This window comes from Empedobacter sp. UBA1574 (assembly GCF_002322895.1).
Taxonomy (GTDB): domain Bacteria; phylum Bacteroidota; class Bacteroidia; order Flavobacteriales; family Weeksellaceae; genus Empedobacter; species Empedobacter falsenii_B.
This window is the reverse complement of sequence record NZ_DCOI01000017.1, coordinates 78,752-104,003: the sequence shown is the minus strand read 5'-3', so window position 1 is coordinate 104,003 and position 25,252 is coordinate 78,752. Positions and strand designations below refer to the sequence as shown.

Sequence of the window (25,252 nt, the reverse complement as noted above, 5' to 3'; positions counted from 1 at the left end):
ACTGAAAGTTTTCAGTATCAAATTATTAAAATTTTAAACAAATGAAATTTGCATACTTACACGGCTACCAAGGTTTTGTAACAGATGAAAAGAGAGAATATTTAGATTCTTTGGGAGAATGTTATGCACCATCAATTGATTACGATAATGCTCCAACTTTGATTCAAGATTTGATTGAACATTTTACAAAGGAACCAATCGAATTTATTGCAGGGACAAGTTTAGGCGGAATGATAAGTTATTATTTGGGATTATTGTTAAATGTTCCAGTTTTGATGTTTAATCCTGCTGTAATAGCGGTAGAACGTTTAAAACCTTTTTTGCCAGAACAATTATTAAAAGGAGTTCCAACAAAATCAAATTTAATTTTTACAGGATTAAAAGATGATGTGATCGAACCAAAATTTCAGATTGAATTTGTAGAAAATCTTCAAAAACAAAACGGAAATATCGAACAGATTTTTGATGCTGAAATGACACATTTAATCACATTAGAAGAATTCGAAAAAGCTTTTGAAACTTTTTTGGAGAACAAAAAGTAGATAAAAAATCCCAATAAATTAATTTATTGGGATTTTTAAATTTTATTTATACAAACGCGCTAAATCCTGTGATAGATCGACCTACAATAAGCGAATTGATTTCTTTTGTGCCTTCGTAGCTGTAAATGGCTTCGGAGTCGGCAACAAAACGAGCGACGTCATGCTCTAATAATATTCCATTTCCGCCCATTACTTCTCGTGCTCGTGAAACGACATCGCGTGTTCTCATTGTACAAAAAACTTTAGCTAAAGATGCGTGTTCGTCTAGTAAAATTCCCTCGTCTTGCATTTCAGATAAGCGAAAAACTAAAGTTTGCATTGCTGTTAAATTAGATAACATTTCTACCAAATGTCCTTGTATCATTTGAAAAGAAGCAATTGGTTTTCCAAATTGTTTTCGATTTCGAGTGTAATCCAAAGCGCTTTCATATGCTCCACGAGCGCATCCAGTTGCCATCCAAGCAACTCCAGCTCTCGTCATTCGCAATACTTTTGCCGTGTCTTTAAATGAATTAGCATTTTGTAAACGATTTTCTTCTGTAATTAAACAATCTTTCAGAGTAATCAAGCCATTCTGAACAATTCGTAAAGCCATTTTTCCTTTAATTTTTTCTACAGAAAAGCCAGGATTATTATTCTCGACAATAAAACCTTTTACTTCACCATCATCTAAATCCCTTGCCCAAATAATCACTAAATCTGCAAAAGTCGCATTTCCAATCCATTTCTTTTGACCGTTTAAAATCCAACCTTCTTCTGTTTTTTTACACGTTGTTGTTAAACCTCCTGCCGCACCAGAACCAACTTCGGGTTCAGTTAATCCAAAAGCTCCAACTTTATCAAATTTTTGCATTTGTGGTAACCATTTTGCTTTTTGTTCTTCCGATCCACACATATAAATTGATCCCATAGACAAACCAGATTGTACGCCAAAAAAAGTTGCAATCGAAGCATCTACACGAGCCATTTCCATAGCCAAAACGCCTTCCATAATAAAAGGTAAATTTGGACAACCATAACCATCATAAGTGACGCCACAAATGTTGAGTTCTTTAAATTTTGGAATTAATTCAAAAGGAAATTGATCGCGAAGCCAATAATCATTAACAATTGGTTTAACTTCTTTTTCCATAAAAGCTCTTACTTTTAATTGTAATTCACGCTGTTCTGGAGTTAAAGTGTGAAAAACATCGTAGAAATCACCATCAATTGGAGGAAGTTCTTTGTGTTTTTTATTTGGATTTAACATTTTCATCATTCCTTGAAGTTGTTTATCATCAAGTTTAGAAAAGTTTTCCATTAAAAGAGGTAAATCTACTTTTTGAGAAATTTTATTTAATTGCTCTAAATTAACAGATTTTAGTAGATGGACGATATTTTTTAAATTAGAAAATGCTCCTGACATATTTTGTGGTTTTTTAACCAAAAATTATCAAAGAGCATTCCTAAAATATTGTATTGTAAGAAAAAATTAAGCTTTACCTAATTTTATTTTCAAATTGTCTAACATTGTAGTTGTCATTTTATCGATATCAAATTTTGGTTCAAATCCCCAATCTGCTTTTGCAACAGAATCATCGATAGAAGACGGCCAAGAATCTGCAATAGCTTGACGGAAATCTGGTGCATAATCGATTGTGAAATTTGGAATATGTTTTTTGATTTCTGCTGCTAAATGTTCTGGTGCGAAGCTTAAACCTCCTAAATTATAAGATTTAAATTCACCTAATTGTTTTGGATCAGCAGACATTAATTCAATAATGGCATTTATTGCATCATCCATATACAACATTGGTAAATAAGTTCCTTCTTTCAAGAAAGAAGTATATTTTCCATCTTCAATTGCTTTGTAATAAATATCAACTGCATAATCTGTAGTTCCACCTCCAGCAGGAGTTTTCCAAGAAATAAGACCAGGAAAGCGAACAGAACGAACGTCTACATTATGATTTTGTTGGTACCATTTGCACCAATATTCTCCTGACAATTTGGAAATGCCATAAACTGTAGAAGGAGTTTGAATTGTATTTTGTGGTGTATTGTCTTTTGGTGTATCTGGACCAAAAACACCAATAGAAGAAGGCCAAAAGATTTTATCGATTACTTTATCTTTCGCTAATTCAAGGAAAGTAAGCAAAGTGTCCATGTTTAATTTCCAACCAAACATTGGATTTTTTTCAGCTGTACCAGAAAGTAGAGCCGCTAAATGATAAACAGTTTTAATATTGTGTTTTGCAATGACTTCTTTTATTCGATCAGCATCCATTACGTCAATTACTTCGTAAATTCCGTCGTAATCAACATCTTTAGGATCACGTATATCAGAAATAATTACATTATTTTTTCCATGAATGGTTTTTAATTTCTCAGCCAATTCAGAACCAATTTGTCCTAAAGCGCCGGTGATCAAAATCGTATTGGTTTCCATCTTAAAAAGTTACTTTTGTTTGGTTCCAAATTTAAAGATTTTCTATTGAATATGGATATAGTAAAATAATATTTAGATATTAATAAAGAAATCGATTGTTTTTTGTTAAATATATAAATATGGAATGATATATATAGAAAAATTTTCTGTTTTAATAAGCTTTTTACAATATAAAATATCTTAAATGATAAAGAGTTTTGGTTTGAAAGTTTTAAAAATGTTAATCTTCCTCTTCAAAAGTGTCAAAAATTGCACGAATAATTAATACTTTATTTAGTAAATTTGTAACAAAGGTCGTATTAATTTCGACATATCATATCAAAAATACTTAGTAGAAATATGAAAAAACAACTATTTGTTGCTGCATTTGCATGTACTTCTGTTTTAGCAATTGCGCAAGAATCATATCAGGCTTTTAATCCAAATTATATGGATAAGTCTGTTCGTCCACAAGATGATTTATATAATTATGTAAATGGTAATTGGATGAAAATTACAGAAATTCCATCTGATAGAGCAAGATGGGGAAGTTTCGATGAATTGAGAGAGAATACAGATAAGGTTTCTTTGAAATTGGTAAAAGATTTATTGAATAATAAATATGCTCAAGATTCTAATGAACAAAAAATTTCTGACTTATACTCAGCTTACACAAACATGGAAGCTAGAAATAAAACAGGAATTGCTCCAATTCAGAAATATTTTAAGCAAATTGATGCAATCAAAAATTTGACAGATTTACAAGCGTATTTAACAGAAGTTACTCCAATTGGAGAGAATCCATTTTATGGTGTTTCTGTTTATACTGATATGAAAAATAGTACGCAAAATGCTGTTTATTTAGGAAGTGTTGGATTAACTTTAGGTAAAACATATTACCAAAAAGAGGATGCCAAAAATACTGAAACTTTAGCTAACTTAAATCAATATATCGATCAAGTTTTTCCTTTTACAGGATCTAAAACTCGTGATTTAAAAGGACCAAAAATTGTTGCTTTCGAGAAAATGATGGCAAAATATATCAAAACTGTTGAAGAAAGCCGTGATCCAAATAAATCTTATAATTTAGTAACATTATCGGAAGCAGGAGCTTTTTCTAAGAATGTTGATGTAGTGAAGTTTGTAAAGTCTTTCGGAATTAATCCTGACAAAGTAATCATCCGTGAATTAGATTATTACAAAAATTTAGATAAAATCATAAATCAAGAGAATTTACCAATCATCAAAGATTATTTGAAATTCAAATTGATTGATTCTTTTTCTAATTCTTCTACAACTGAATTAGAAAAAATTAATTTTGACTTCTATGGTAAAAAATTATCTGGTCAAAAAGAACAAAGAGCTTTAGATAAAAGAGGTTTGGCTTATGTAAATGGAACAGTTGGTGAGTTATTAGGACAAATTTATGTGAAAGATAATTTTCCACCAGAGGCAAAAGCAAAAGCGCAAGAATTGATTAGTTATTTATTTAAATCGTTTGATATGCACATCAATAATTTAGAGTGGATGTCAAAGGATACAAAAGTAAAAGCAATTGAAAAGTTAAATAAATTTACGGTTAAAATTGGTTACCCTGATAAATGGAAAGATTATTCAGGATTTAAAGTTAAATCAATTAAAAATGGAGGATCTTTAATTGAAAATAATTTAGCTTACAGTCAATGGAGATTCCAAGATAATTTGAAAGATTTTGGAAAACCAGTAGATAAAACACGTTGGGGAATGTCTCCACAAACAGTTAATGCTTATTTTAATCCAACAAATAACGAAATTGTATTCCCAGCAGCAATTTTACAAGCACCATTCTATGATTATAGAGCAGATGCAGCTGTAAACTTTGGAGGAATTGGAGCAGTTATTGGTCACGAAATTTCTCATGGATTTGATGATTCGGGAGCTAAATTTGACGGAGATGGAAATTTAGTGAACTGGTGGACACCTCAAGATGAAGAAAAATTTAAAGCAGCAACAGGTGCTTTAGCAAGACAATATGATGCTTACGAACCAGTAGCAGGAACACATGTAAATGGAATTTTTACATCTGGAGAAAATATTGGAGATTTAGGAGGAGCTTCTGTTGCTTTTGATGCTTTGCAAATGTATTTAAAAGATAAAGGAACTTACGGAAACATAGATGGATATACTCCGCAACAACGTTTCTTCTTATCTTGGGCAACTATTTGGAGAACAAAAGCGACTGACGAAGCTTTAGTAAATCAAGTGAAAACAGATCCACATTCTCCTGGATATTACCGTTCTTTTGGACCAATCGTTAATATTGATGCGTTCCACGATGCGTTTAAAACAAAACCAGGAGATAAATTGTACAAAGCACCAAAAGACCGTATTAGAATTTGGTAAGATGCTTGGCAAAATTATTGATTGGATAAAAAATAGAAATAGAATTATTAAAATGACAACAGTTGAAGCAATAAACAATGCTAATGTAACATTAGTGGATGTTCGTGAGCCTTTTGAATTGGATACAGATGGATTTGTTCCAAATGCAATCAATATTCCATTAGGAGAAGTTCCTACAAGAGTAGAGGAATTTAAAGCAATGTCAAGACCTATAGTAGTTTTTTGTAGAAGCGGTAACCGTTCAGGTCAAGCTGCACAATATTTGCAAGCGCAAGGTGTAGACAAAATTTTTAATGGAGGAGGTTTTCAAGATGTCTTAGATGTTTTGGAGAAATAATTCGTAATTAATTATTATTCATAAAAAACCGATAAATTTTTATTTGTCGGTTTTTTTTTGTATATTATTGTATTTTAAATAGATATTCGATTAAATTAAAATTATTTAATTTTTTTTGATAAAAAAAGCTAAAAAAATGAGTGACCAAATAAGAATAGGTGTGTCATATTAAATGTAAGCAGTTAAAATGTCAAAAGATTCTATAGAAAATATTGCAGATGACATTTTGGTGTATAAGATTGTCGAAACAAAAAATCAGCATTTGTTCGGTATATTGTATGATAGGTATGCACATACGGTATATAATAAATGTTTGAGTTTTGTAGAGGATCAAGCTGAGGCACAAGATATGACGCACGATATATTTGTAAAGTTGTTTGTAAAACTGAAAACATATCAATCAAAATCTAAATTCTCTACTTGGTTATATTCTTTTACATATAATTTTTGTGTCAATCATGTGCAACGAAAGATAAAAGAAGAAAGAAAAAATTATTCGGTAACGGATGATTTGGTTGATAACTATAATGATGAAATTATTGATGACAAAGAAATTTTTGAATTAAAAATCGAAAAACTAACGCAGTCCCTAAAGGAGTTGGATGTCGAAGAGAAATCTATATTACTCATGAAATATCAAGATGAATTTTCAATCAAAGAAATTTCAGAAACTTTAGAGATTGGTGAAAGTGCAACTAAGATGAGATTGAATAGAGCAAAAAATCGTTTACTAAAAATTTATAACGCTTTGTAAAATGGAAAATCCTTTTAAGACTATACTAGCCAATGAAAAGCTTCCAGAAACAATAAAACAAAAAGTTATGGATGATGTTGCTTTAATAAAATTATCGTTGGAGGTAGCCGATTTGGTTTCAGTAAAATATCCAAGCACAATTGGAAATTTCTTCGGAATCGGAAAAAAATCAACTAACAAACCGAACAAAAAAGATAAAGAAGGTTAACTATAAATAGATTATATTAATATAGGTTTAAATTTTAGCTTGTTAGAAAGTTTATATCAAGAAATGGTACTCGTTTTTCCTAAAGTTGTAGGAGGTATTATATTCATTATCCTGTCATATATCTTGCTAAGATTGATTCTAATATTGACTAAGTACATATTAAAATTATCTAAGATAGATAAATTAAAAAATGCTTTAAACAACAGTGAAGCGTTGAAAAACTCCTCTATTGAAATAGATCCTTCTAAGATTATTTTACAATTTGTACGATTGTTTATTATTTTGTTAATCATTATTATAGGATCTGATATTTTTGGATTAACAGTCGTTTCTAACCAAATAGGAAGAATTGTAGATTATCTGCCACAATTTTTTAGTGCAGTGTTAATATTTGCTGGAGGATTTTATTTGGCTAACTATATCAAAACTTTTTTAAGAAGTTTAATTAAATCAATTGATTTAAACGGAGCAAATATTATTAGTAATATCATTTTTTATATCATCCTTATTTTTACGATAATTACTTCATTAAATCAAGCAGGTGTTAATACAGAGCTAATTACAAATAATCTGTCATTAATTTTAGGATCAATATTTTTGACATTGGCAATTGCATTTGGATTAGGTTCTAAAGATATTATTTATAGATTATTATTGTCGTTTTACACAAATAGGAATTTTGAAATTGGACAAAAAGTAATCATAGAAGATGAGACAAAAGGCGTGATAATTGCAATTAATAATATATGTATGACAATACAAACAGAAAATGAAAAAATTGTGTATCCGATAAAAGTTATCACGAATAAAAAAATACGAATTATAGAAGATTAATCTTACCTACCCAAACCTATTTTTAATAATTATTAACCAACCTATTAATTACTTATTAAAAAACTAAGCCGACTTTTAACCTACCAACCAAAAATCGTGAAAGCAAGTCTTTTACAACTAACAAACCTATCTGATTTAGTAGAAAATTAAAACATCACTTTCTATTATCTATCTAAATCAAACTAAACCAAATTTTTAAAAAGTGACCGAATTAACCAATCGGTCACTTTTATTTTTGTACAAAGTTTATTATTTCATATAATAGTTGTACATTTGCACCTCATTACATAATAATTATTAAATAATATTGGCATGTACTTAACATCAGAAGTAAAAAGCGAATTATTCGCAAAGCATGGTAAATCTGCAACAGATACAGGATCTGCAGAAGGGCAAATCGCATTATTCACTTACAGAATTAACCACTTAACTGGTCACTTGAAAAAAAATCACAAAGATTTTAATACAGAAAGATCATTAGTTATGTTAGTTGGTAAGCGTAAAGCGTTATTAAACTACTTAAAGAAAAAAGATATCACAAGATACCGTGCGATTATCGCTGAATTAGGATTACGTAAGTAATTTTAAACACAATATAAAAGGGCAATTACGTAGAAATTGCCTTTTTTTTTGTTATAAATTAAAATAAGATATTTATCTTTATATAATGCAGTTAAAGCAAACGGCTTTAACTTTAGACGAATTAAATACTAAGAAGACGAATGATTCCACAGGCGATCACAGAAAAAATTACTCTTTCAGACGGAAGAGAAATTACAATCGAAACAGGGAAATTAGCAAAACAAGCTGACGGATCTGTGGTTGTACGCATGGGCGACACCATGTTATTAGCTACAGTTGTAGCAAACAAAGAAGCAAATCCAGGTGTAGATTTTTTACCTTTAACAGTAGATTATAGAGAAAAATTTTACGCTGCAGGACGCATCCCAGGGAATTTCTTCAGAAGAGAAGCAAAACCATCAGATGATGAAGTATTAACAATGCGTCTTGTAGACCGTGTTTTACGCCCAATGTTTCCAGAAGACTTTCATGCTGAGGTTCAGGTCATGATCTCACTTATTTCTTACGACAAAAATGTAATGCCAGAAGCTTTAGCTGGTTTAGCTGCATCAGCAGCCATTGCAATTACAGATATTCCTTTCACATTAATTTCAGAAGCTCGCGTTATTCGTTTGAATGGTGAGTTAATGATTAATCCTTCAAAAGAACAATTAGACCAAGCAGATATCGACATTATGGTTGGTGCTTCTAAAGATTCTGTTGTAATGGTAGAAGGGGAGATGAGCGAAATTTCTGAACGTGAAATGTTAGACGCAATTGAATTTGCTCATGCTGAGATTAAAAAACAAATTGAAGCACAAGAAAGTTTAGCAGCGAAAGTAGGTAAATCTTTACCAAAACGTGAATATAGCCACGAAACACACGACGAAGAAATTCGCGAAAAAGTATGGGCTTATGGATATGATAAATTTTATGATATCGCTAAACACCCATCTGATAAACACGAAAGAGGTGATAAATTTGCTCAAGTTGAAGCAGATTTCTTAGCTCAATACGAAGGAGATGAAGAAGAGTTAGCTCGTGTAACTCCTTTTGCTCACATTTACTTCCACGATGTACAAAAAGAAGCTGTACGTCAATTAATCTTAAACGAAGGAATTCGTTTAGATGGACGTGATCCAAAAACGATTCGTCCAATTTGGACAGAAGTTGATTATTTACCATCAACTCATGGTTCTGCAATCTTCACACGTGGGGAAACTCAAGCATTAGCTACAGTAACTTTAGGTTCTTCTAAAGATGCTAATATGGTTGATGGAGTTGTAACAAACTTCGACGAAAAATTCTTTTTACACTATAATTTCCCTCCATTCTCAACAGGTGAAGCTCGTCCATTAAGAGGAACTTCTCGTCGTGAAGTTGGTCACGGAAACTTAGCACAACGTGCTTTAGCGCAAATGTTACCTGACGATTGTCCTTATACAGTTCGTATTGTTTCTGAAGTATTAGAATCTAACGGTTCTTCTTCTATGGCAACAGTTTGTGCAGGAACATTAGCAATTATGGACTCTGGTTTACAAATGAAGAAACCAGTTTCAGGTATTGCAATGGGGTTAATCACAGATACTAAATCAGGGAAATTTACAGTATTGTCTGATATCTTAGGAGATGAAGATCACTTAGGAGATATGGACTTTAAAGTAACAGGAACTGCAGACGGTATCACAGCTTGTCAAATGGATATTAAAGTACAAGGTTTATCTATGGAAATCATGGAAACAGCTTTGTTACAAGCAAAAGAAGGTCGTGAGCACATTTTAGGTAAATTATTAGAAACTTTACCAGCACCTCGTCCACAATTGAAACCAAATGCACCAAAAGTTGTTGTAATTGAAATTCCTAAAGAATTCATTGGAGCAGTAATCGGACCTGGAGGAAAAGTAATTCAAGAAATGCAAAAAGAAACTGAAACAGTTATTGCAATTACTGAGTTAGATACAACAGGACGTGTAGAAATCAATGGTGTGATTCAAGAAAACATCGATCGTGTTGTAGAAAGAATCAAACAAATTGCTTTCGTTCCAGAAGTTGGTGAAACATATCATTCAGTTGTAAAATCTATCAAACCATTTGGAGCGTTTGTAGAGATTGCAAAAGGAGTTGAAGGTTTAGTTCACATTTCTGAATTAGAGCACAGACGTCTTGAAAAAGTTGAAGATTCTGTAAACATCGGTGATAAAATTGATGTTAAATTCTTAGGTTACGATGATAAAAAGAAAATGAAATTATCTCGTAAAGCTTTGTTGCCAAAACCAGAGAGAACAGAAAAACCTGCTAAATCAGCAGAGAAAAAAGAGGATAAACCTCAAGATAATAAAGAAGCTTAATTAAGTTTTGATATAAAGTAAAAAGTCCGAGATTTTCTCGGATTTTTTTGTTCTATAAAACCAATCATAACCTAAAGTAGATTAATGATTTTAATTTTTACTTTCACGATTCAAATTTTGTGTTAATTAAATAAAAATAATCTTTTTTTAACAATAAAACCTCAGTAAAACTTTATTAAATACTTAAAGATTAGGAGAACTTCAGATAATCAATTATTTTAGCAATTCGTAAAATTGAAGACAAACAAATAATGAAAAAATTTTTATTATCCACGCTTTTAGTGGTTATGCTTTTTCCTTTTAAAGTGAAAGCTGACGAAGGAATGTGGTTTTTGATGTTCATCGAGCGTCTGAATCACCGTGATATGCAAAAACAAGGTTTACAATTAACTTCAGAAGAAATTTATAGTATCAACAATAACTCTTTAAAAGATGCTATTGTACAATTTGGTGGTGGATGTACTGCTGAAATGGTTTCTGGACAAGGTTTAGTTTTGACAAATCACCACTGTGGTTATGGTGCTATTGCTGAATTATCTGCTCCAGAACATGATTACTTAAAAGATGGTTTTTGGGCGAAAGATAAAGCTGCTGAGTTAAAACCAAAAAGCTTAAAAGTACGTTTCTTCGTTCGTATGGATGATGTTTCTAAACGTATTTTAGGTGTTGTAAATGATAAAATGTCTGAGTTAGATCGTGAAAAAGCGATTAACCAAGAGATTGCAAAAATTGAAAAAGAGAACAGTGAAAACGGAAAATATGTTGTTTCTGTTCGTTCATTCTTCCAAGGAAATGAATATTACTATTTTGTTTACCAAGACTATGAGGATGTACGTTTAGTAGGAACACCTCCAAGTTCTATTGGAAAATATGGTGGAGATACAGATAACTGGGAATGGCCACGTCACACAGGAGATTTCTCTATGTTCCGCGTATATGGTGACAAAGATGGAAATCCTGCAGCTTATTCTACAAGCAATGTTCCGTTGCAACCAAAACATCATTTACCAGTTTCTTTAAAAGGATATCAACCAAATGATTTCGCTATGATTTTAGGTTATCCAGGTCGTACAAATCGTTGGATGCCAGCGCAAGGTGTTGCTCAAAATGTAGAGTACGCTTATCCTGCATGGGTTGAAGCTTCTAAAGTGACAATGGATCAAATGAAAAAATATATGGAGCAAAATCAAAAAGTAAATATTGATTATGCTTCTAAATATGCTGGAGTTGCGAACTATTGGAAAAATCGTGATGGAATGATCGAAGCTTTAAAACTTCACGGAACTGTTGCGAAGAAAACAAAAGAAGAAGAAAAATTCAATAAATGGGCTCAAAAAGGAGCAAACAAAGCCGAATATGGTGATGTTGTTTCGAATTTGAATAATTATTATGCGAAAACAAATTTAGATGCTCGTCATAACAATTACATCAACATTTTATTGCGTTACTCAACTTTAGCAAGTGCGCCATATTCTATTGGAAAAGCATTAGAAAACTATGCAGCAGCGAATGATGCAAAACGTGATGAAATGCGTCCGAAAATTCAGAATGCAATCAATGCATATTACGAAAAAATGTATTTACCTTTAGAAAAAGATTTATTGGCTGCTCAATTAAATCTTTATGCTTCTAAAGCGAGCGAAGCTGGTTTAGCGCCTTATGTTGCTGATTTAGCGAAGCAAAATAACAAGAACTTTACAGCTTATGTAAATGATGCTGTTGAAAGAAGTTTCTTCGCTGATCAAAAACAAGTTGAGAATTTCTTAATTTCTCCAGATGTAGAAGTCTTGAAAAAAGATCCTTTATATGTTTTGTCAAATGCTTTAGTAGAAAGAGCTTCTAAGCAAACTGATGAACAAGCAAAATTGAATGATGTTTATTCTAAAAACTTCCGTTTATTGGTAAAAGGTTTACGTGAGTCTAAAATCGGAAATATTTTATATCCAGATGCTAACTCTACGTTACGTTTAACTTACGGTTCTATTCAAAATTTACCAAAAAGTACAAATCCAAAACGTCAACCAGATGTTGCTTCTAACTATTTCACAACATTAGAAGGTACAGTTGCAAAACACATCGCAGGTGACGAAGAGTTCGAAAATCCACAACGTTTATTAGATTTAGCGAAAGCGAAAGATTATGGACAATATGGAGATAAAGATGGATATTTACACGTAAATTTCTTATCAAACAATGATATTACAGGAGGTAACTCTGGTTCTCCGGTAATGAATGGTAAAGGTGAATTAATCGGTATTGCATTCGACGGAAACATTGAAGCAATGGCTGGTGACGTTATCTTTGATCCTAAATTACAACGTACGATTTCTGTAGATATTCGTTATGTTTTATGGGTTGTTGATAAATTTGCTGGAGCAAAACACATCGTTGATGAAATGACAATTGTAAAATAAGATTTGAATCATAATAATTTTTAAGGCTTCCTATTTTGGAAGCCTTTTTTTGTAGAGAGAATCTAAACGAATTACCTTTGTAAAAAATAAAAGTAAATGAAAGTTATTCCTCTTTTAGAAGGTGTTTTTCATGTTGATGCAAAAAAAGAGTTTCATTATTTAGGTGATAATATTGATGTTAAAAATCCCGCTGACGGATATAATCTTATTGTTCGTCCATTTTTGATACAAATTGGAGATGAAAATATTTTGATTGATTGTGGTTTCGGAACTGAAGTAGATTGTGAACCTATCATTCTAAAAAAATTACGCGAATATAATATTAATCCAAATCAAATTACGAAAGTATTGATTTCGCATTTACATAAAGATCATATCAACGGAATTGGAAATTGGGTAGGGGATCAGTTTGTATGTAACTTTCCTGAAGCAAAAATTTATATTCAACAACGCGAGTATGATTATGCGGTTGTTCAAACAAATAATTCTTATAACTATGATCGTTTAGAAAAGTTGAAATCATTCAAAAATATTGTATGGATGAATGATGATAGTGGAAATATAACGGATAATATCAAATTCGAAGTAACAGGAGGACACGTTCCGTTTCAACAAGTTTTTTGGATCAAAGAAAATGATGAAATTGTATTTTATGGAGCTGACAATCTACCTCAATTAAATTATTTTAAATATCATGCTGCTTTCAAGAATGATGTAGATGGTGTAAAAGCGATGGAAGATCGTTTGCGGTGGGAAGTTGATGCGAAAACAGAACACTGGAAAATACTTTTCTATCACGGAAAAAGAACAGATATAAAACAATTTTAGAAATTATATTATAAATGAAAAGCTTTGTATTTGCAAGGTTTTTTGTATTTGAATTATATTTCAGTTTAACTTCGAGTACCTTTGTTGATTTTAAAATTAATTGACATAAACTATGCTAAAACTCTTAAAAAGATATTAACGTTTTATGATTTGTTTTTTATGGATTTAATAAAAACGTTTATTGAAAATACATTTTATATAAAAAATCCCCAACATGTGTTGAGGATTTCGTGTGTAGTTTTTTACATTTTTTCTTCGCTATATTCGCCGAGTAAAGCATAATATCCAAAAAGTGCCATTCCAATAACTATAATTGGTGTAAGGACAAATAGAATAATAATTCCGAATACTAAATCATCTTGCGAACCTGATGATAATTTTGGAATTCCAAATTCCATGATACAAAAGTAGGCTAAAACAAGTGATAATGCGATCCAAACGATTCCTAATATTTTTTTAATTGTTTCCATTTCTAATTAGTTTTTTAGTTAACATTTCTGTCTTTATTACTGATATAAATTGCTCCGATGATAAAACAAACAGCCGCAATTCCAATAGGATACCAAAGACCCTCTAAGTAAAACTGTGGATCTCCGTTGTTTTTGGCATTTGTTACCAAATAAGTAGAAACAGCAGGTAAAAGACCTCCAAAAATTCCGTTTCCTACGTGGTAAGGCAAAGACATCGATGTATATCTAATTTTAACAGGGAACATTTCTACTAAGAACGCAGCAATTGGACCATAAACCATTGTGATAAAAATAATTTGAATCCAAATTAATCCAACTAATTTCCATTTATCACCACTATTAATATGTGTCGATTTTTTTACAATTTCACTTACTTTTCCATCTACAATTTTTGCTTGACCATTTTCTAAATGAAGCGTTGTAACTTGTTTATAAGTCGTGCCATCTGTAAATGATTTTTGAATTGTATAAATAGAATCAGATTTTTCGTCAACATTTTTGATTTCAGCTTTTTCAATTGTTTGTGCTGCAATTACTTCTTTATTTTCAAGATTTGTTGTTTGATACATTGATTCGTAAATTGGTCGATACGAGAATACAGCGACAATCATTCCGATTAACATCACCCATTTTCGACCAACTTTATCACTCAGCCATCCAAAGAACACAAAGAAAGGTGTACCAAATAATAAAGCAATTCCTAACAAAGAATCTACTTGATCAGATTCTACATTCATCACCGTTTTCATGTAACTCATCGAGTAAAACTGACCTGTATACCACACAACTCCTTGTCCCATCACAGCTCCAAAAAGTGCTAATAAAACGAATTTCATATTGTAACGATTCCCGAAAGATTCTTTCAAAGGATTTTTAGAAGTTGTTCCTTCATCTTTTGCTTTTTTGAAAGCTGGCGATTCGTCCATATTTTTACGAATCAAATATGAAACGTAAACCATTAAGATTGATAAGATAAATGGAACTCGCCATCCCCAAAGGTCAAACTGCTCTTCTGATAATAATGTTTTCGTTAATAAAATAACCAATAACGAAACAAATAAACCAACTGTTGCAGTGGTTTGTATCCAAGAAGTCCAATATCCTCTTTCTCCGTCTGGTGCGTGTTCTGCTACGTATGTTGCAGCACCTCCATATTCGCCTCCAAGTGCTAAACCTTGTAATAAACGTAAGATTAATACTAATAAAGGTGCGATAAAACCAATTGATTCGTAAGATGGAATACATCCTATTAAAAAAGTTGCTCCTCCCATTAATACTAAAGTTGCCATAAATGTATATTTACGACCAATAATATCTCCTAATCGACCAAAGAATAACGCGCCAAATGGACGTACAACAAATCCAGCAGCAAATGTTGCTAATGTTGATAAAAAGGCAGCTGTAGGATTGTCAGCAGGGAAAAATTTAGTAGAAATTACAACAGCTAAACTTCCAAAAATAAAGAAGTCATACCATTCAATTAGCGTTCCCATCGAGGAAGCACCAATCACTTTCCAGATTGTTTTTTTGTTAGCAGTTTCGCTCATAAATAATGTGTTTTTGTGTTAATTCTTGTGTGTTTTTTTATAATAATATCATTGCTTGTATTGTTATCATGTCGTCCATGTGTTTTGGTTGATCGAAAGATTTTTGATATTCTACAGAAATTTTAGCATTCTGACCATCAATGTACCAGTTTCCACCTAATTTTAATTCGTTTGCAGGCTTTACTAGACCTTTGAAATCTCTGTAAGAATATCCTACATACGGCTGAATTCTATTACGGAATTTTCCTTCTCCTTCTTTGATGTTTTTAGGCAATAAATACCCGACATGTCCAGAAAACTGATTTCCATCTCCTACAACATTTCCTTGTACATAATTTTCGCCCATGTCCGAATTTTGATATTTCGCATAAGCTGTTATCGAAGAAGATTTTCCGATTGGCGCATCATAAAAAGCATCAACAGCAAGATGAGTTACATTTTCTCCAATCAAATTATCATTTTCTTTTTTGACAATTGCATTACTTTGATTGAAAAATCCTGCTCCGATGTTAAATACTTTTTTAGTTCCTAAATAGGTTCCAACGCGATAAGGTAAAGCATTTGATTCTTGATCTAAAAATTGATAATCAAAATATCCTGAAACCGCATATTTTCCTTCTCCAAGTATCGCTTTTCCTAAATACTTTTCTTGTCCGTTTTCTAAAACTGTCGAAGAGTTTCCATCTAAAGTATTAGTAATAGCATCACTTAATGCTAAACGATAATTCAGTTTTCCAATTCGCCCTTTTGCAAACATTCCCAAATGATTTGAAAATTGATCAGACAAACCAAGTGTTGACCAGTCAGCTCTGTTATTATCTAAGGTCAACATATTGATAGAACCTTGACCATTTCCACGAGAAATTCCACCAAAATTGTGAACTCCAGCACCAATTGCTAAATTGTTTGTTACCTTATATTGTAAAAACATTTCATGCAAGAAAAACGATACATCTGTACTTTTTCCCATCGGAGAAAGATTATTATCATAGATTCCATTTGCACCAAAATGTGTTAAAATCATAAATCGATCATTGATTTGTGAATAAGCAAGAACGCGCGCTCGTTTGATAGAAAATCCATCATTGGCGTGTTTTCCTTCGTAATCCTGAAACCAAGTTTGTCCCCAAAGAATAAATCGGACATATTTACTTCCTTCTGGATTTAATTTAACGACCAAACCGCCGTCATATTCAGAAGCATATTGAGCCTTCAATTCCGTGGCTCCAAAAATGGATAGTAGAGCAATTGCGACAAAAATTTTTTTCATTTTTTAATAAATGGTGTTAGTTGTACATTATTTGTGATTTTGTATTGACTTAATTAATAGACTTAAGTTTATCTAAAATAATGTATTGAATAATAATAATGCTTTTTTTGATAAAGAATTTCTTTTTTATTTTATTAGTGTAAATAATACGCTAATATTTTTTTTAATTTCTTTAAAAAATGTCAAGAAAAGTTTTAAGTTGATAATCTGAGTTGGATTTATTTCAGAAAATTTATCAAAAAAAGATGCAATAATAATCTTATTATTTATTAAATCAAGAAATAATTATTGACTAATTGATAAAATATAGAAGTAATTTATTCTAAAATGTTATGATTTAGTAAAATATAATCTGAAATTATTTATTCTGATTAGAATAGTATAAGTAGAAAGCATAAAAAAGGTTTCGATTTTATTCGAAACCTTTTTTTAATTTATTGTAATTCTAAGATAATCTAATAATCCAACACAATTTTCTTTGGAAAACTGCGCGCCTTTCAATTGATTATCATTCGGATTTATCGTGAAATTATAAGCCGTTTTGAAGTTGGCTTGCTTTAAATTGGTCTGATAGAAAATGGTGTGAGCCAAATTACAATTCATAAAATAAGCTTGACTAAGATCTGCGAAAGAAAATTCTACATTTTGTAAAGAACAATTGCTAAACTTTGTCTTTTTTAGCGGTAATTCATAAAAAGATGAGTCGTTTAACGTACAATTTTCAAATGAAATGCTTAACCCAAATTTGTTCGAATTTTCGAGATTAAAACCTATCATTTTACAATTCATAAACTCAACTTGCTGAAAGCTTGTGTTTTCTAAAGTTACATTACTCAAATTACATTCGATAAATTGACATTGAATAAATTTGATATCGCTTAAATCTAATCCATTCAAATCACAATTTATAAACTCGCAATTCTCGTATTCACCAGATATATTTTGATTTTCTGAGAAATTAATTTGTTCAAATTTTTCTTCGAAATGATAATCCATAAGTTATTTTTTTACGATTAAGTTTCTTAAGGCTAACCAGAAAATCATCACAATCATGTCAATATAAATAGTAACTTTTAGTTGATCGATTTGCGAACAAAGATTTTTTCCTGTTACAGTAGAAATACAAGTGTCAACTCCGTCGGTTTCATATTTTATACTAACCATAGTGTTAATAATCATGTAAAAAACAATTGGAATAATAAGAATAATTATCGCTAAAATAATGTTGTAATATCGTTTTGAGATCATAATTAATCTTCGAATGTAACTTCTATTTCTTGTCCAAATTGTAAGATATAACCATTGTTGTCGTAGATTGCAAACTCGCGCATATCCCATTCAAAGGTCTCAATTTCATATACAACTTCGCAATCATCTTTTACTTGATTCCACAACTCGTCTACGTTGTCTACAACAAAATAAAAAGAACCTGTGAAATTAGCTCGTTCAAAATCTGCTCCTTCATTTGGATAAGCCAACATAATTTCTACATCGTCTTTTTGCAAGCAAGCCCAAATCCAATCTTCATTTTGATCAGCAATCTTAAATCCTAATTTTTTATAGAATTTTGTTGTTTTTTGTAAATCTTTCGTCCAAATAATTGGGCGCAAACTTTTAAAAGCCATGTTATATTATTTTGGATAAAATTACTTCAATTTTTCTTAACTCTCAATTCCATTTTTAATGAAAATTAAGCTATTTATTCATATTATTTTACTGAAAGTTTATTCCATAAAAAACTCCTAACACGTAGGAGTTTCATACTATAAATCAAAATTGATTTATGGATTATATTTTTTGTTTAATGCTTTCAAGATTGCCCAAGTTTCAGCATCTACAACTCCATCGTATTTTTCTGGACGGAAATGCATCTGAAATGCCACAATTGCATTTTTTGTTTGCGCGTCTATCATTCCATTTGTAGGAACGTTGTACCCATATTTCTTAAGATCAGTTTGCACTTGTGTGATAAAAACGGAACTTGTTGTATCCCAAGGATATTGTTGCAAAAATACATACTTGTCTGTATCATCGTACCAAGCACCAACACCGTAATCTGTATATAATTTTTTCCAAGGGAAAAGTGGACCCGGATCTGGTTTTCTTCCTGGCGCAACATCAGAATGCCCAATTACATTAAAAGGAGAAATATTATAACGTTTTACAATATCTTGTGTCAATTCACCTACTTTTTTGATTTGATAATCTGGATAAGGCGTGTAATTTGGATAAGCATCCGTTCCTTTGTTTCCAAGATTAACGATTTCGATACCAATAGAAGAAAAGTTTATATTATCCAATCCTTTCCAACTACTAACACCTGCATGCCATGCACGTTTTGTTTCGTCAACTAAAAGATTAATTGTTTTGTCATCATAATCATTTACCAAATAATGTGCACTTACATCTTTCTGAGTCAATACTTTTAACGATAACTCTGTGTTGATTGCTGTGTAGTGTAACACTAAAAATCGTACACGTTCATCTTGCGAAATAGATGGATAATAATCTGTTGTCACCTTGTACTTGTCGAGTTTTGCAGCTCGAGTCATTTCCGGTTGATCTGTTTTTGAATTGATAATGACTGTGTCACGAATTACTTTTGTAATTGTTTTTGGTGGAACTGTTTTAGTTGCACAACTAGCCAAAATAAAAAAACAAGAAATTGCCGAAAATACTAATCCTTTAAAATTCATTCTTTTAGTTCTAAATAGTCTTTTGAATAGCCAAAATTAAGCCAAATAATTTAATTTTTTTTCTAAAAAGACTTGTTTTGCAATAAAAGTCAATATATATTTGCAACCGCTTTATGAGACTAATCAGTCTTATTTTTAAAAGTTAGGAGAGGTGCCAGAGCGGTAATGGAGCAGATTGCTAATCTGTCATCGGGAAACCGATGCCAGGGTTCGAGTCCCTGTCTCTCCGCTTTTTTAAAGCTAGAAATAAAACACCACTCGGGGTGTAGCGTAGCCCGGTCATCGCGCCTGCTTTGGGAGCAGGAGGTCGCAGGTTCGAATCCTGCCACCCCGACGAATTTTAGTAATAGAATTTTGGATTGGTCCAGTAGCTCAGCTGGATAGAGCAACTGCCTTCTAAGCAGTAGGTCTCAGGTTCGAATCCTGACTGGATCACAATCTAAAGAAAACCCATACTGATTATCAGTATGGGTTTTTTGTTTATTACTGCTTCAATACAATCAAATTTTAAGCAAAATTGTAAATCACTATTTTCAGTGAGATGCTTTCTGTAAAGTTTACTTATTTTTATTCAAATAAATTGTATGAATCAGCCAACCAAAATCAACATATCAAGAGTATTTATAGGATTGACAATATTCTTCTTTCTATGCTTTATTGTTATGTATAGTATTGATGGAACTGAAATAGCAAGAAATCAAAATTTTATGTTCGATTTTATAGCTATTACTGGATTTGGGTCTTTTATTTTATGTCCACTTTTTTCAGTAATATCCATTATTTTTAACTATAAAAATAGGAAATTATATCTTGTATTACTTTTAAGTTTTATTCCTTTTTTTGGAATTTTAAAACTATTTGAAGGTGCTAATTTCGGAGGAAGTTTTTAATAAATTTTCGTCTTTTATTGATTTTTCAAAAAACGAAGATTCATAAAGATACTAAAAAGTTAGAATAATTATAAAAAAAACATTTTTTGTGTCCGTATTTGTCCTATCATTATTTATTCAATTAGTAAAAAGAAAAATTCTTTTTTATGCCTCTATTTATCATCGTTTTGAGCGATATGAATTTTTAGTTGTTTTTTAGTTTGTTCGATTGTTGTTCGACCATTCTTCGACCGTTGTTCGACGAAACGGCATTTTCGTCGAACAACGGTCGAAGAAACCTCGAAGGAAAGTAGGAGAAAAAATGTAGAATTCTATTTTTTCAACAATGGATATTGTGTTGTTATTTAATTGTGTTTTTAGAGAAAATTATTTCAGCATATTATTGTAAAAAATCTTTTCCTTTTTCACTCAATTGTTTAAAGTTAATTGCAGGAATAGTTGGATTCAATTTAGATTTGAAATTAGTCACACTTGGCGTTTCAAAAAAATCTAATTCGTACAAACCATCTTCCACGAATTGAGAATCATCGGTTAAAATATAGATTTTAGGAAAACTTGGTTTTCGTTCTATTTTTACTTTTTTGATGTTATTTTGATCAGTAAAAACTTCTCCTTTCTTTGTGTTCGCCATTGTTTCTTATTTAGAGAACAAATTTCTTAATAAAATTGAATATTTAAAAAATCAATCCGTAATATTCAAAATATTTCTACCTTCGTTACAAATAAAACCACGTGAAATATACAATTCAAGCAATACTTTTGTTTTTTGTTTTAGGATTAACAAGTTGTTTACCAACCAAAACAGTTTCCGAAACTAAAGTTGTGACTTCAGAAATTAGCGATTTGTCGGGTAAATGGAATATAAATGATGGAGGAGATTACATTATTTTTGAAGATGCAACGAAAAAAATGGTAATGAAAACGGTTTGCGGAATTATTACGGCTGATTATACCAAAATAGATCAAGCTATAATTTTTAATCATTTAAAACAAGTGAATTCTGATTGCGAAATTCCTCAAAATTTGATTCAAAATTTGCAAAAAACTGCATATTTTAAAGTAAAATCATCAAATCAAATTACTTTTTATGATGAAGCTCATCAAGAAAAGTTAACTTTGAAATTAATAAAGTAAATCGCCTAGAAAAATATATTATGCTTAGCATAATTTTTTATTAAATTTGTCTAAATTTCTAATGTTGAAGAAAATTTTAAGTTATCCGTTATCTATAATCTTTTATATTTTTTATGGATTAACGTTGTTGGTAATGCATGTTGTGCAATGGTTGTGCTACAATTTGGGAGGTTATGCTGCTCATCACAAAAGTGTAAAAGTGATGAATGGTCTTTTGGTTTTTTGGACAAGAATTTTAGGTACAACGTATACCTATAAAGGAAGAGAAAATTTGAAACAAAATGTACCATTGATTTTTGTGAGTAATCACCAAAGTATGTATGATATTTCTCCGTTGGAATATGATTTGGCTGATTATCATCCTAAGTTTATTTCGAAAATAGAATTGGGAAAAGGAATTCCCAGTGTATCGTACAATTTAACGCATGGAGGTTCTGCATTAATCGATCGTAAGAACGGAAAACAAGCAATAGAGGAAATAAAAAAATTAGCGCAATACATTCAGAAAAATAATTATTCAGCTATTATTTTTCCAGAAGGTACAAGAAGCAAAAATGGAGTACCAAAGGCTTTCAAAGAAAATGGATTGAAAGTTTTGACGAAATATGCTAAAGACGCTTATGTTGTTCCCGTTACGCTAAATAATACGTGGGAAATAGAAAAGTGGGGTAAATTCCCGATGTATTTGGGCGCGAAAGTAACGATACAATACCATAAACCCTTAAAAGTGAGTGACTATAAGTTTGATGAAATATTCGAGCTTACCGAAAAAACTGTAAAAAGTAGTATAACCGCATAAAATAATTATATGTCAATAAATAATGTTCGCCTGGAAGTAATGCAATTTCTTGAGAAAGATATTGATGCTTATATGGACAAATTCTTAGTTCCAGCCGATAAAATTTGGCAACCAACAGATTTTTTACCGAATTCTCAAACAGATTCTTTTTTTGACGAAATCAAAGAATTACAAGAGCTTTCGAAAGATTTGCCAGATGATTTCTGGATTACATTGATTGGTGATACCATTACCGAGGAAGCTTTGCCAACCTACGAATCTTGGTTGATGCAAATGGACGGTGTGGTAGATGAAGAAGGAAATTACCTAGAAAATGGTTGGGCAAAATGGATTCGCCATTGGACAGGAGAGGAAAATCGTCACGGTGATGTTTTGAATAAATTTTTGTATTTATCAGGACGTATCAATATGCGCGAGGTTGAAGTAACAACGCAACATTTGATAAATGACGGTTTCGACATTGGAACAGCACACGATCCTTACAAAAACTTTGTTTACACAAGTTTTCAAGAATTAGCAACTTATGTATCGCACAATAATGTATCAGCAATTGCAAAAAAATACGGAGCGAAAAAATTATCGCGTATGTGTAAAATTATTGCAGGAGATGAAATGCGTCACCATTTAGCTTACACAGAGTTCGTTCGTCGTATCTTCGAAGCTGATCCTTCTGAAATGATGTTAGCTGTTCAACATATGTTCAAACTTAAAATTGTAATGCCAGCGCATTTCTTAAGAGCTTCTGGTGAAGAAAGAGGAACTTTGTTTGATGCGTTTTCAGATGCAGCGCAACGCATTAATGTGTACACAGCGTTTGATTACATCGATATTATGCGAAAATTAATTGAAGCTTGGCAATTAGATAAAATCTCTGGATTGAATGCTGAGGCTGAAAAAGCAAGAGATTATATCATGAAATTCCCAGATAGAATGGATAGAATTTCGCAACGTATTGTAATTCCTGAAGTAGGACCACAATTCAAGTGGTTAGTTCCTGCGACAGCTAAATAGAAAATCAATTTTATTAAGATGTATATCAAGATTGTTTTACTTTTTCTATTTATAATTTCATGTTCAAATATTGATAGGTTAAATTATCCATCTAATATTAATGAAATTAAAGAAGTTATATTAGAAAGACCTGATAGTAATTCAAATGGAAAATTTTCAGAAATAAAACAATTAAATGACAATCAGATAAAACAACTTTTAGTTATTTTAAATAAAGCTAAACAAATAGATTCTAAAAATTTTGATGAAGATTTTCAAATTATTTTTTCAACAGAGTCTGGAACTAAAAGAATTATGGTAAGGGGTAATAAAATTAAAAATTTTGATAGTAATAAAGTTTATCAAATACCGAATGTAGATTATTTGAATAATTTTTGAAAATCACATATAATCAAAATCATATAAAAAGAGGCAATTCAAAATCGAATTGCCTCTTTTTATTTAGTAACTTTAACCAACAAACAAATTATAAACAACTACTTATGGACGATTTTATTGCTGCCAGAAGTCAAATGGCGATGTCGCTTGCCTTTCACATTGTTTTTTCGTGTGTTGGAATGGTGATGCCGTTTATGATGGCAATCGCTCACTACAAATACCTCAAAACTAAAAACGAAATTTACAAAGGGTTAACCAAAGCTTGGAGTAAGGGAGTTGCAATTTTATTTGCTACGGGAGCAGTTTCTGGTACAATGCTTTCGTTTGAGTTAGGATTATTGTTTCCTAAATTTATGGAACACGCTGGACCAATTTTCGGAATGCCATTTTCGTTAGAAGGAACAGCTTTTTTTATTGAAGCCATTGCTTTAGGTTTTTTCCTTTATGGTTGGGACAAATTCAATAAATGGTTTCATTGGATTTGTGGTGTAATTGTAGGGATTAGTGGTTTAGCTTCAGGGATTTTGGTTGTTGCTGCAAATGCTTGGATGAATTCTCCGTCAGGTTTCGATTTTATAAATGGCGAATATTTAAACATAGATCCTGTAAAAGCTATGTTCAACGATGCGTGGTTTTCACAAGCGTTGCACATGACAATTGCAGCTTTTTGTGCGACTGGATTTGCGGTTGCGGGTTTACATGCTTATCTTATTTTGAAAGGTAAGAATGTAAATTTTCATCGCGAAGCATTCAAAATTAGTTCTGTTTTAGCGATTACAGCAGCAATGTTAGCACCTTTGAGTGGTGATATTTCGGCGAAAGATGTAGCAAAACGTCAACCGATTAAATTGGCTGCGATGGAAGCGCATTTCAAAACAGAAGAAAGTGCTTCATTTGTTTTGGGTGGAATAGTGGACGAATCAAAAGAAGAGATTAAATATGCGATAAAAGTTCCGGGTGTATTGAGTTTCTTGGTTCATTCAGATTTCAAAACACCTGTAAAAGGTCTAGAAGAATTTCCGAAAGATGAATGGCCGCCTGTGGCAGTTGTACATTATGCTTTTCAGATTATGATAACATTCGGAATGTTGATGATGGGAATAGCTGTTATTTATTTGATTGCGCAATTTTTTAAGAAAGATTGGCGAACAAAACGCTGGTTTTATAAATTGTTTATGATTGCGACACCTTTCGGATACATCGCTTTAGAAGCAGGTTGGACGGTAACAGAAGTCGGTCGTCAACCGTGGATTATTTACGGAATTATGCGAACGGTAGATTCCATCACGCCAATGCCAGGAATACAATATTCGTTTTACATTTTCACGTTTGTATTCATTACATTGTCCATTATTTTAGTGTTCTTAATGAATCGACAAATACAAATGGTTGCGAAGCTTTACGATCCAGAAGATCCAAATTATAAACCAGAAAAACATTAA

General features: G+C 31.5%; 26 protein-coding genes and 3 tRNA genes. 19 read left to right on the top strand and 10 right to left on the bottom strand.

Annotation, left to right across the window (positions count from 1 at the left end):
* The first annotated feature begins 41 nt into the window (after nt 1–41).
* A complete protein-coding gene (locus B3578_RS03915) occupies nt 42–542 on the top strand; it encodes a YqiA/YcfP family alpha/beta fold hydrolase (RefSeq protein ID WP_280037347.1) in 501 nt (166 codons plus the stop codon).
* A 46-nt stretch (nt 543–588) separates the two neighbouring features.
* Here B3578_RS03915 and B3578_RS03910 read toward each other — a convergent pair whose 3' ends face one another.
* Nucleotides 589–1,947: an acyl-CoA dehydrogenase family protein gene (locus B3578_RS03910; RefSeq protein WP_219035144.1), complete on the bottom strand. Its 1,359-nt coding sequence runs from the start codon at nt 1,945–1,947 to the stop codon at nt 589–591.
* Between the two features lie 66 nt (nt 1,948–2,013).
* Nucleotides 2,014–2,970 carry an NAD-dependent epimerase/dehydratase family protein gene (locus tag B3578_RS03905; RefSeq protein ID WP_219035143.1) on the bottom strand — a complete coding sequence of 319 codons (957 nt, stop codon included), beginning with the start codon at nt 2,968–2,970 and terminating at the stop codon, nt 2,014–2,016.
* 339 nt (nt 2,971–3,309) lie between these two features.
* Between B3578_RS03905 and B3578_RS03900 the strand changes: the two genes are divergently transcribed.
* From B3578_RS03900 to B3578_RS03860, 9 genes are all read left to right on the top strand, one after another.
* Nucleotides 3,310–5,331 (top strand): M13 family metallopeptidase, encoded by a 2,022-nt coding sequence (locus tag B3578_RS03900; protein ID WP_286496203.1) that lies wholly within the window; start codon nt 3,310–3,312, stop codon nt 5,329–5,331.
* Between the two features lies 1 nt (nt 5,332).
* On the top strand, nt 5,333–5,668 hold the full coding sequence (locus B3578_RS03895) for a rhodanese-like domain-containing protein (RefSeq protein WP_291047091.1): 336 nt from the start codon (nt 5,333–5,335) through the stop codon (nt 5,666–5,668).
* 187 nt (nt 5,669–5,855) lie between these two features.
* The gene (locus B3578_RS03890; RefSeq protein WP_038333651.1) at nt 5,856–6,422 is read left to right on the top strand and encodes an RNA polymerase sigma factor; all 567 of its coding nucleotides are present in this window, start codon (nt 5,856–5,858) and stop codon (nt 6,420–6,422) included.
* A gap of 1 nt (nt 6,423) precedes the next feature.
* The gene (locus B3578_RS03885) at nt 6,424–6,630 is read left to right on the top strand and encodes a hypothetical protein (RefSeq protein WP_038333652.1); all 207 of its coding nucleotides are present in this window, start codon (nt 6,424–6,426) and stop codon (nt 6,628–6,630) included.
* A gap of 144 nt (nt 6,631–6,774) precedes the next feature.
* Nucleotides 6,775–7,464, top strand: coding sequence for a mechanosensitive ion channel family protein (locus B3578_RS03880; protein ID WP_291047090.1), 690 nt, complete (start codon nt 6,775–6,777; stop codon nt 7,462–7,464).
* A gap of 312 nt (nt 7,465–7,776) precedes the next feature.
* Entirely contained in the window at nt 7,777–8,046 is a 270-nt protein-coding gene (rpsO, locus tag B3578_RS03875) for a 30S ribosomal protein S15 (protein ID WP_038333654.1), read from the top strand.
* Nucleotides 8,047–8,186: 140 nt separating this feature from the next.
* A complete protein-coding gene (locus B3578_RS03870) occupies nt 8,187–10,373 on the top strand; it encodes a polyribonucleotide nucleotidyltransferase (protein ID WP_038333655.1) in 2,187 nt (728 codons plus the stop codon).
* A 251-nt stretch (nt 10,374–10,624) separates the two neighbouring features.
* Nucleotides 10,625–12,787, top strand: a complete 2,163-nt coding sequence (locus B3578_RS03865; protein WP_038333656.1) for a S46 family peptidase — start codon at nt 10,625–10,627, stop codon at nt 12,785–12,787.
* Between the two features lie 96 nt (nt 12,788–12,883).
* The gene (locus B3578_RS03860) at nt 12,884–13,615 is read left to right on the top strand and encodes an MBL fold metallo-hydrolase (protein WP_038333657.1); all 732 of its coding nucleotides are present in this window, start codon (nt 12,884–12,886) and stop codon (nt 13,613–13,615) included.
* Nucleotides 13,616–13,857: 242 nt separating this feature from the next.
* Here the strand turns inward: B3578_RS03860 and B3578_RS03855 are convergent, their stop codons facing one another.
* From B3578_RS03855 to B3578_RS03825, 7 genes are all read right to left on the bottom strand, one after another.
* A complete protein-coding gene (locus B3578_RS03855) occupies nt 13,858–14,085 on the bottom strand; it encodes a DUF6814 family protein (RefSeq protein ID WP_125350389.1) in 228 nt (75 codons plus the stop codon).
* A gap of 14 nt (nt 14,086–14,099) precedes the next feature.
* A complete protein-coding gene (locus B3578_RS03850) occupies nt 14,100–15,632 on the bottom strand; it encodes an MFS transporter (RefSeq protein ID WP_180906341.1) in 1,533 nt (510 codons plus the stop codon).
* A 37-nt stretch (nt 15,633–15,669) separates the two neighbouring features.
* Nucleotides 15,670–16,902: a hypothetical protein gene (locus B3578_RS03845; RefSeq protein WP_114999950.1), complete on the bottom strand. Its 1,233-nt coding sequence runs from the start codon at nt 16,900–16,902 to the stop codon at nt 15,670–15,672.
* Nucleotides 16,903–17,331: 429 nt separating this feature from the next.
* The gene (locus tag B3578_RS03840; protein ID WP_180906343.1) at nt 17,332–17,898 is read right to left on the bottom strand and encodes a pentapeptide repeat-containing protein; all 567 of its coding nucleotides are present in this window, start codon (nt 17,896–17,898) and stop codon (nt 17,332–17,334) included.
* Between the two features lie 3 nt (nt 17,899–17,901).
* A complete protein-coding gene (locus B3578_RS03835) occupies nt 17,902–18,150 on the bottom strand; it encodes a hypothetical protein (RefSeq protein ID WP_180906344.1) in 249 nt (82 codons plus the stop codon).
* A 2-nt stretch (nt 18,151–18,152) separates the two neighbouring features.
* Nucleotides 18,153–18,527 (bottom strand): VOC family protein, encoded by a 375-nt coding sequence (locus tag B3578_RS03830; RefSeq protein ID WP_038333665.1) that lies wholly within the window; start codon nt 18,525–18,527, stop codon nt 18,153–18,155.
* 156 nt (nt 18,528–18,683) lie between these two features.
* Nucleotides 18,684–19,598 carry an N-acetylmuramoyl-L-alanine amidase gene (locus B3578_RS03825; protein ID WP_291047089.1) on the bottom strand — a complete coding sequence of 305 codons (915 nt, stop codon included), beginning with the start codon at nt 19,596–19,598 and terminating at the stop codon, nt 18,684–18,686.
* A gap of 145 nt (nt 19,599–19,743) precedes the next feature.
* On the opposite strand from B3578_RS03825, the gene B3578_RS03820 reads away from it, so the two are divergent.
* From B3578_RS03820 to B3578_RS03805, 4 genes are all read left to right on the top strand, one after another.
* A tRNA-Ser gene (locus B3578_RS03820) sits at nt 19,744–19,827 on the top strand.
* A gap of 30 nt (nt 19,828–19,857) precedes the next feature.
* Nucleotides 19,858–19,932 (top strand) — tRNA-Pro (locus B3578_RS03815).
* A 27-nt stretch (nt 19,933–19,959) separates the two neighbouring features.
* Nucleotides 19,960–20,033 (top strand) — tRNA-Arg (locus tag B3578_RS03810).
* 149 nt (nt 20,034–20,182) lie between these two features.
* Nucleotides 20,183–20,488, top strand: coding sequence for a hypothetical protein (locus B3578_RS03805; protein ID WP_291047088.1), 306 nt, complete (start codon nt 20,183–20,185; stop codon nt 20,486–20,488).
* A 379-nt stretch (nt 20,489–20,867) separates the two neighbouring features.
* Here B3578_RS03805 and B3578_RS03800 read toward each other — a convergent pair whose 3' ends face one another.
* Nucleotides 20,868–21,119, bottom strand: a complete 252-nt coding sequence (locus tag B3578_RS03800; RefSeq protein WP_291047087.1) for a hypothetical protein — start codon at nt 21,117–21,119, stop codon at nt 20,868–20,870.
* A gap of 101 nt (nt 21,120–21,220) precedes the next feature.
* Here B3578_RS03800 and B3578_RS03795 point away from each other — a divergent pair, with 101 nt between their 5' ends.
* The 5 genes from B3578_RS03795 (at nt 21,221) to B3578_RS03775 (ending at nt 25,252) form a co-directional block, all read left to right on the top strand.
* A complete protein-coding gene (locus B3578_RS03795) occupies nt 21,221–21,622 on the top strand; it encodes a hypothetical protein (RefSeq protein WP_221855789.1) in 402 nt (133 codons plus the stop codon).
* Between the two features lie 64 nt (nt 21,623–21,686).
* Nucleotides 21,687–22,421, top strand: a complete 735-nt coding sequence (locus B3578_RS03790; RefSeq protein WP_125350403.1) for a lysophospholipid acyltransferase family protein — start codon at nt 21,687–21,689, stop codon at nt 22,419–22,421.
* A gap of 9 nt (nt 22,422–22,430) precedes the next feature.
* The gene (locus B3578_RS03785; protein WP_286495596.1) at nt 22,431–23,432 is read left to right on the top strand and encodes an acyl-ACP desaturase; all 1,002 of its coding nucleotides are present in this window, start codon (nt 22,431–22,433) and stop codon (nt 23,430–23,432) included.
* An 18-nt stretch (nt 23,433–23,450) separates the two neighbouring features.
* A complete protein-coding gene (locus tag B3578_RS03780) occupies nt 23,451–23,810 on the top strand; it encodes a hypothetical protein (RefSeq protein ID WP_125350396.1) in 360 nt (119 codons plus the stop codon).
* A 104-nt stretch (nt 23,811–23,914) separates the two neighbouring features.
* Complete coding sequence (locus B3578_RS03775; RefSeq protein ID WP_114999963.1) at nt 23,915–25,252, top strand: cytochrome ubiquinol oxidase subunit I; 1,338 nt, start codon at nt 23,915–23,917, stop codon at nt 25,250–25,252.

Excerpts from the sequence above, each read along its gene's own strand:
- B3578_RS03915 (WP_280037347.1), top strand. The coding sequence starts at position 42 with ATGAAATTTGCATACTTACACGGCTACCAAGGTTTTGTAACAGATGAA.
- B3578_RS03910 (WP_219035144.1), bottom strand. The coding sequence starts at position 1,947 with ATGTCAGGAGCATTTTCTAATTTAAAAAATATCGTCCATCTACTAAAA.
- B3578_RS03905 (WP_219035143.1), bottom strand. The coding sequence starts at position 2,970 with ATGGAAACCAATACGATTTTGATCACCGGCGCTTTAGGACAAATTGGT.
- B3578_RS03900 (WP_286496203.1), top strand. The coding sequence starts at position 3,310 with ATGAAAAAACAACTATTTGTTGCTGCATTTGCATGTACTTCTGTTTTA.
- B3578_RS03895 (WP_291047091.1), top strand. The coding sequence starts at position 5,333 with ATGCTTGGCAAAATTATTGATTGGATAAAAAATAGAAATAGAATTATT.
- B3578_RS03890 (WP_038333651.1), top strand. The coding sequence starts at position 5,856 with ATGTCAAAAGATTCTATAGAAAATATTGCAGATGACATTTTGGTGTAT.
- B3578_RS03885 (WP_038333652.1), top strand. The coding sequence starts at position 6,424 with ATGGAAAATCCTTTTAAGACTATACTAGCCAATGAAAAGCTTCCAGAA.
- rpsO (WP_038333654.1), top strand. The coding sequence starts at position 7,777 with ATGTACTTAACATCAGAAGTAAAAAGCGAATTATTCGCAAAGCATGGT.
- B3578_RS03870 (WP_038333655.1), top strand. The coding sequence starts at position 8,187 with ATGATTCCACAGGCGATCACAGAAAAAATTACTCTTTCAGACGGAAGA.
- B3578_RS03865 (WP_038333656.1), top strand. The coding sequence starts at position 10,625 with ATGAAAAAATTTTTATTATCCACGCTTTTAGTGGTTATGCTTTTTCCT.
- B3578_RS03860 (WP_038333657.1), top strand. The coding sequence starts at position 12,884 with ATGAAAGTTATTCCTCTTTTAGAAGGTGTTTTTCATGTTGATGCAAAA.
- B3578_RS03855 (WP_125350389.1), bottom strand. The coding sequence starts at position 14,085 with ATGGAAACAATTAAAAAAATATTAGGAATCGTTTGGATCGCATTATCA.
- B3578_RS03850 (WP_180906341.1), bottom strand. The coding sequence starts at position 15,632 with ATGAGCGAAACTGCTAACAAAAAAACAATCTGGAAAGTGATTGGTGCT.
- B3578_RS03845 (WP_114999950.1), bottom strand. The coding sequence starts at position 16,902 with ATGAAAAAAATTTTTGTCGCAATTGCTCTACTATCCATTTTTGGAGCC.
- B3578_RS03840 (WP_180906343.1), bottom strand. The coding sequence starts at position 17,898 with ATGGATTATCATTTCGAAGAAAAATTTGAACAAATTAATTTCTCAGAA.
- B3578_RS03835 (WP_180906344.1), bottom strand. The coding sequence starts at position 18,150 with ATGATCTCAAAACGATATTACAACATTATTTTAGCGATAATTATTCTT.
- B3578_RS03830 (WP_038333665.1), bottom strand. The coding sequence starts at position 18,527 with ATGGCTTTTAAAAGTTTGCGCCCAATTATTTGGACGAAAGATTTACAA.
- B3578_RS03825 (WP_291047089.1), bottom strand. The coding sequence starts at position 19,598 with ATGAATTTTAAAGGATTAGTATTTTCGGCAATTTCTTGTTTTTTTATT.
- B3578_RS03805 (WP_291047088.1), top strand. The coding sequence starts at position 20,183 with ATGAATCAGCCAACCAAAATCAACATATCAAGAGTATTTATAGGATTG.
- B3578_RS03800 (WP_291047087.1), bottom strand. The coding sequence starts at position 21,119 with ATGGCGAACACAAAGAAAGGAGAAGTTTTTACTGATCAAAATAACATC.
- B3578_RS03785 (WP_286495596.1), top strand. The coding sequence starts at position 22,431 with ATGTCAATAAATAATGTTCGCCTGGAAGTAATGCAATTTCTTGAGAAA.
- B3578_RS03780 (WP_125350396.1), top strand. The coding sequence starts at position 23,451 with ATGTATATCAAGATTGTTTTACTTTTTCTATTTATAATTTCATGTTCA.
- B3578_RS03775 (WP_114999963.1), top strand. The coding sequence starts at position 23,915 with ATGGACGATTTTATTGCTGCCAGAAGTCAAATGGCGATGTCGCTTGCC.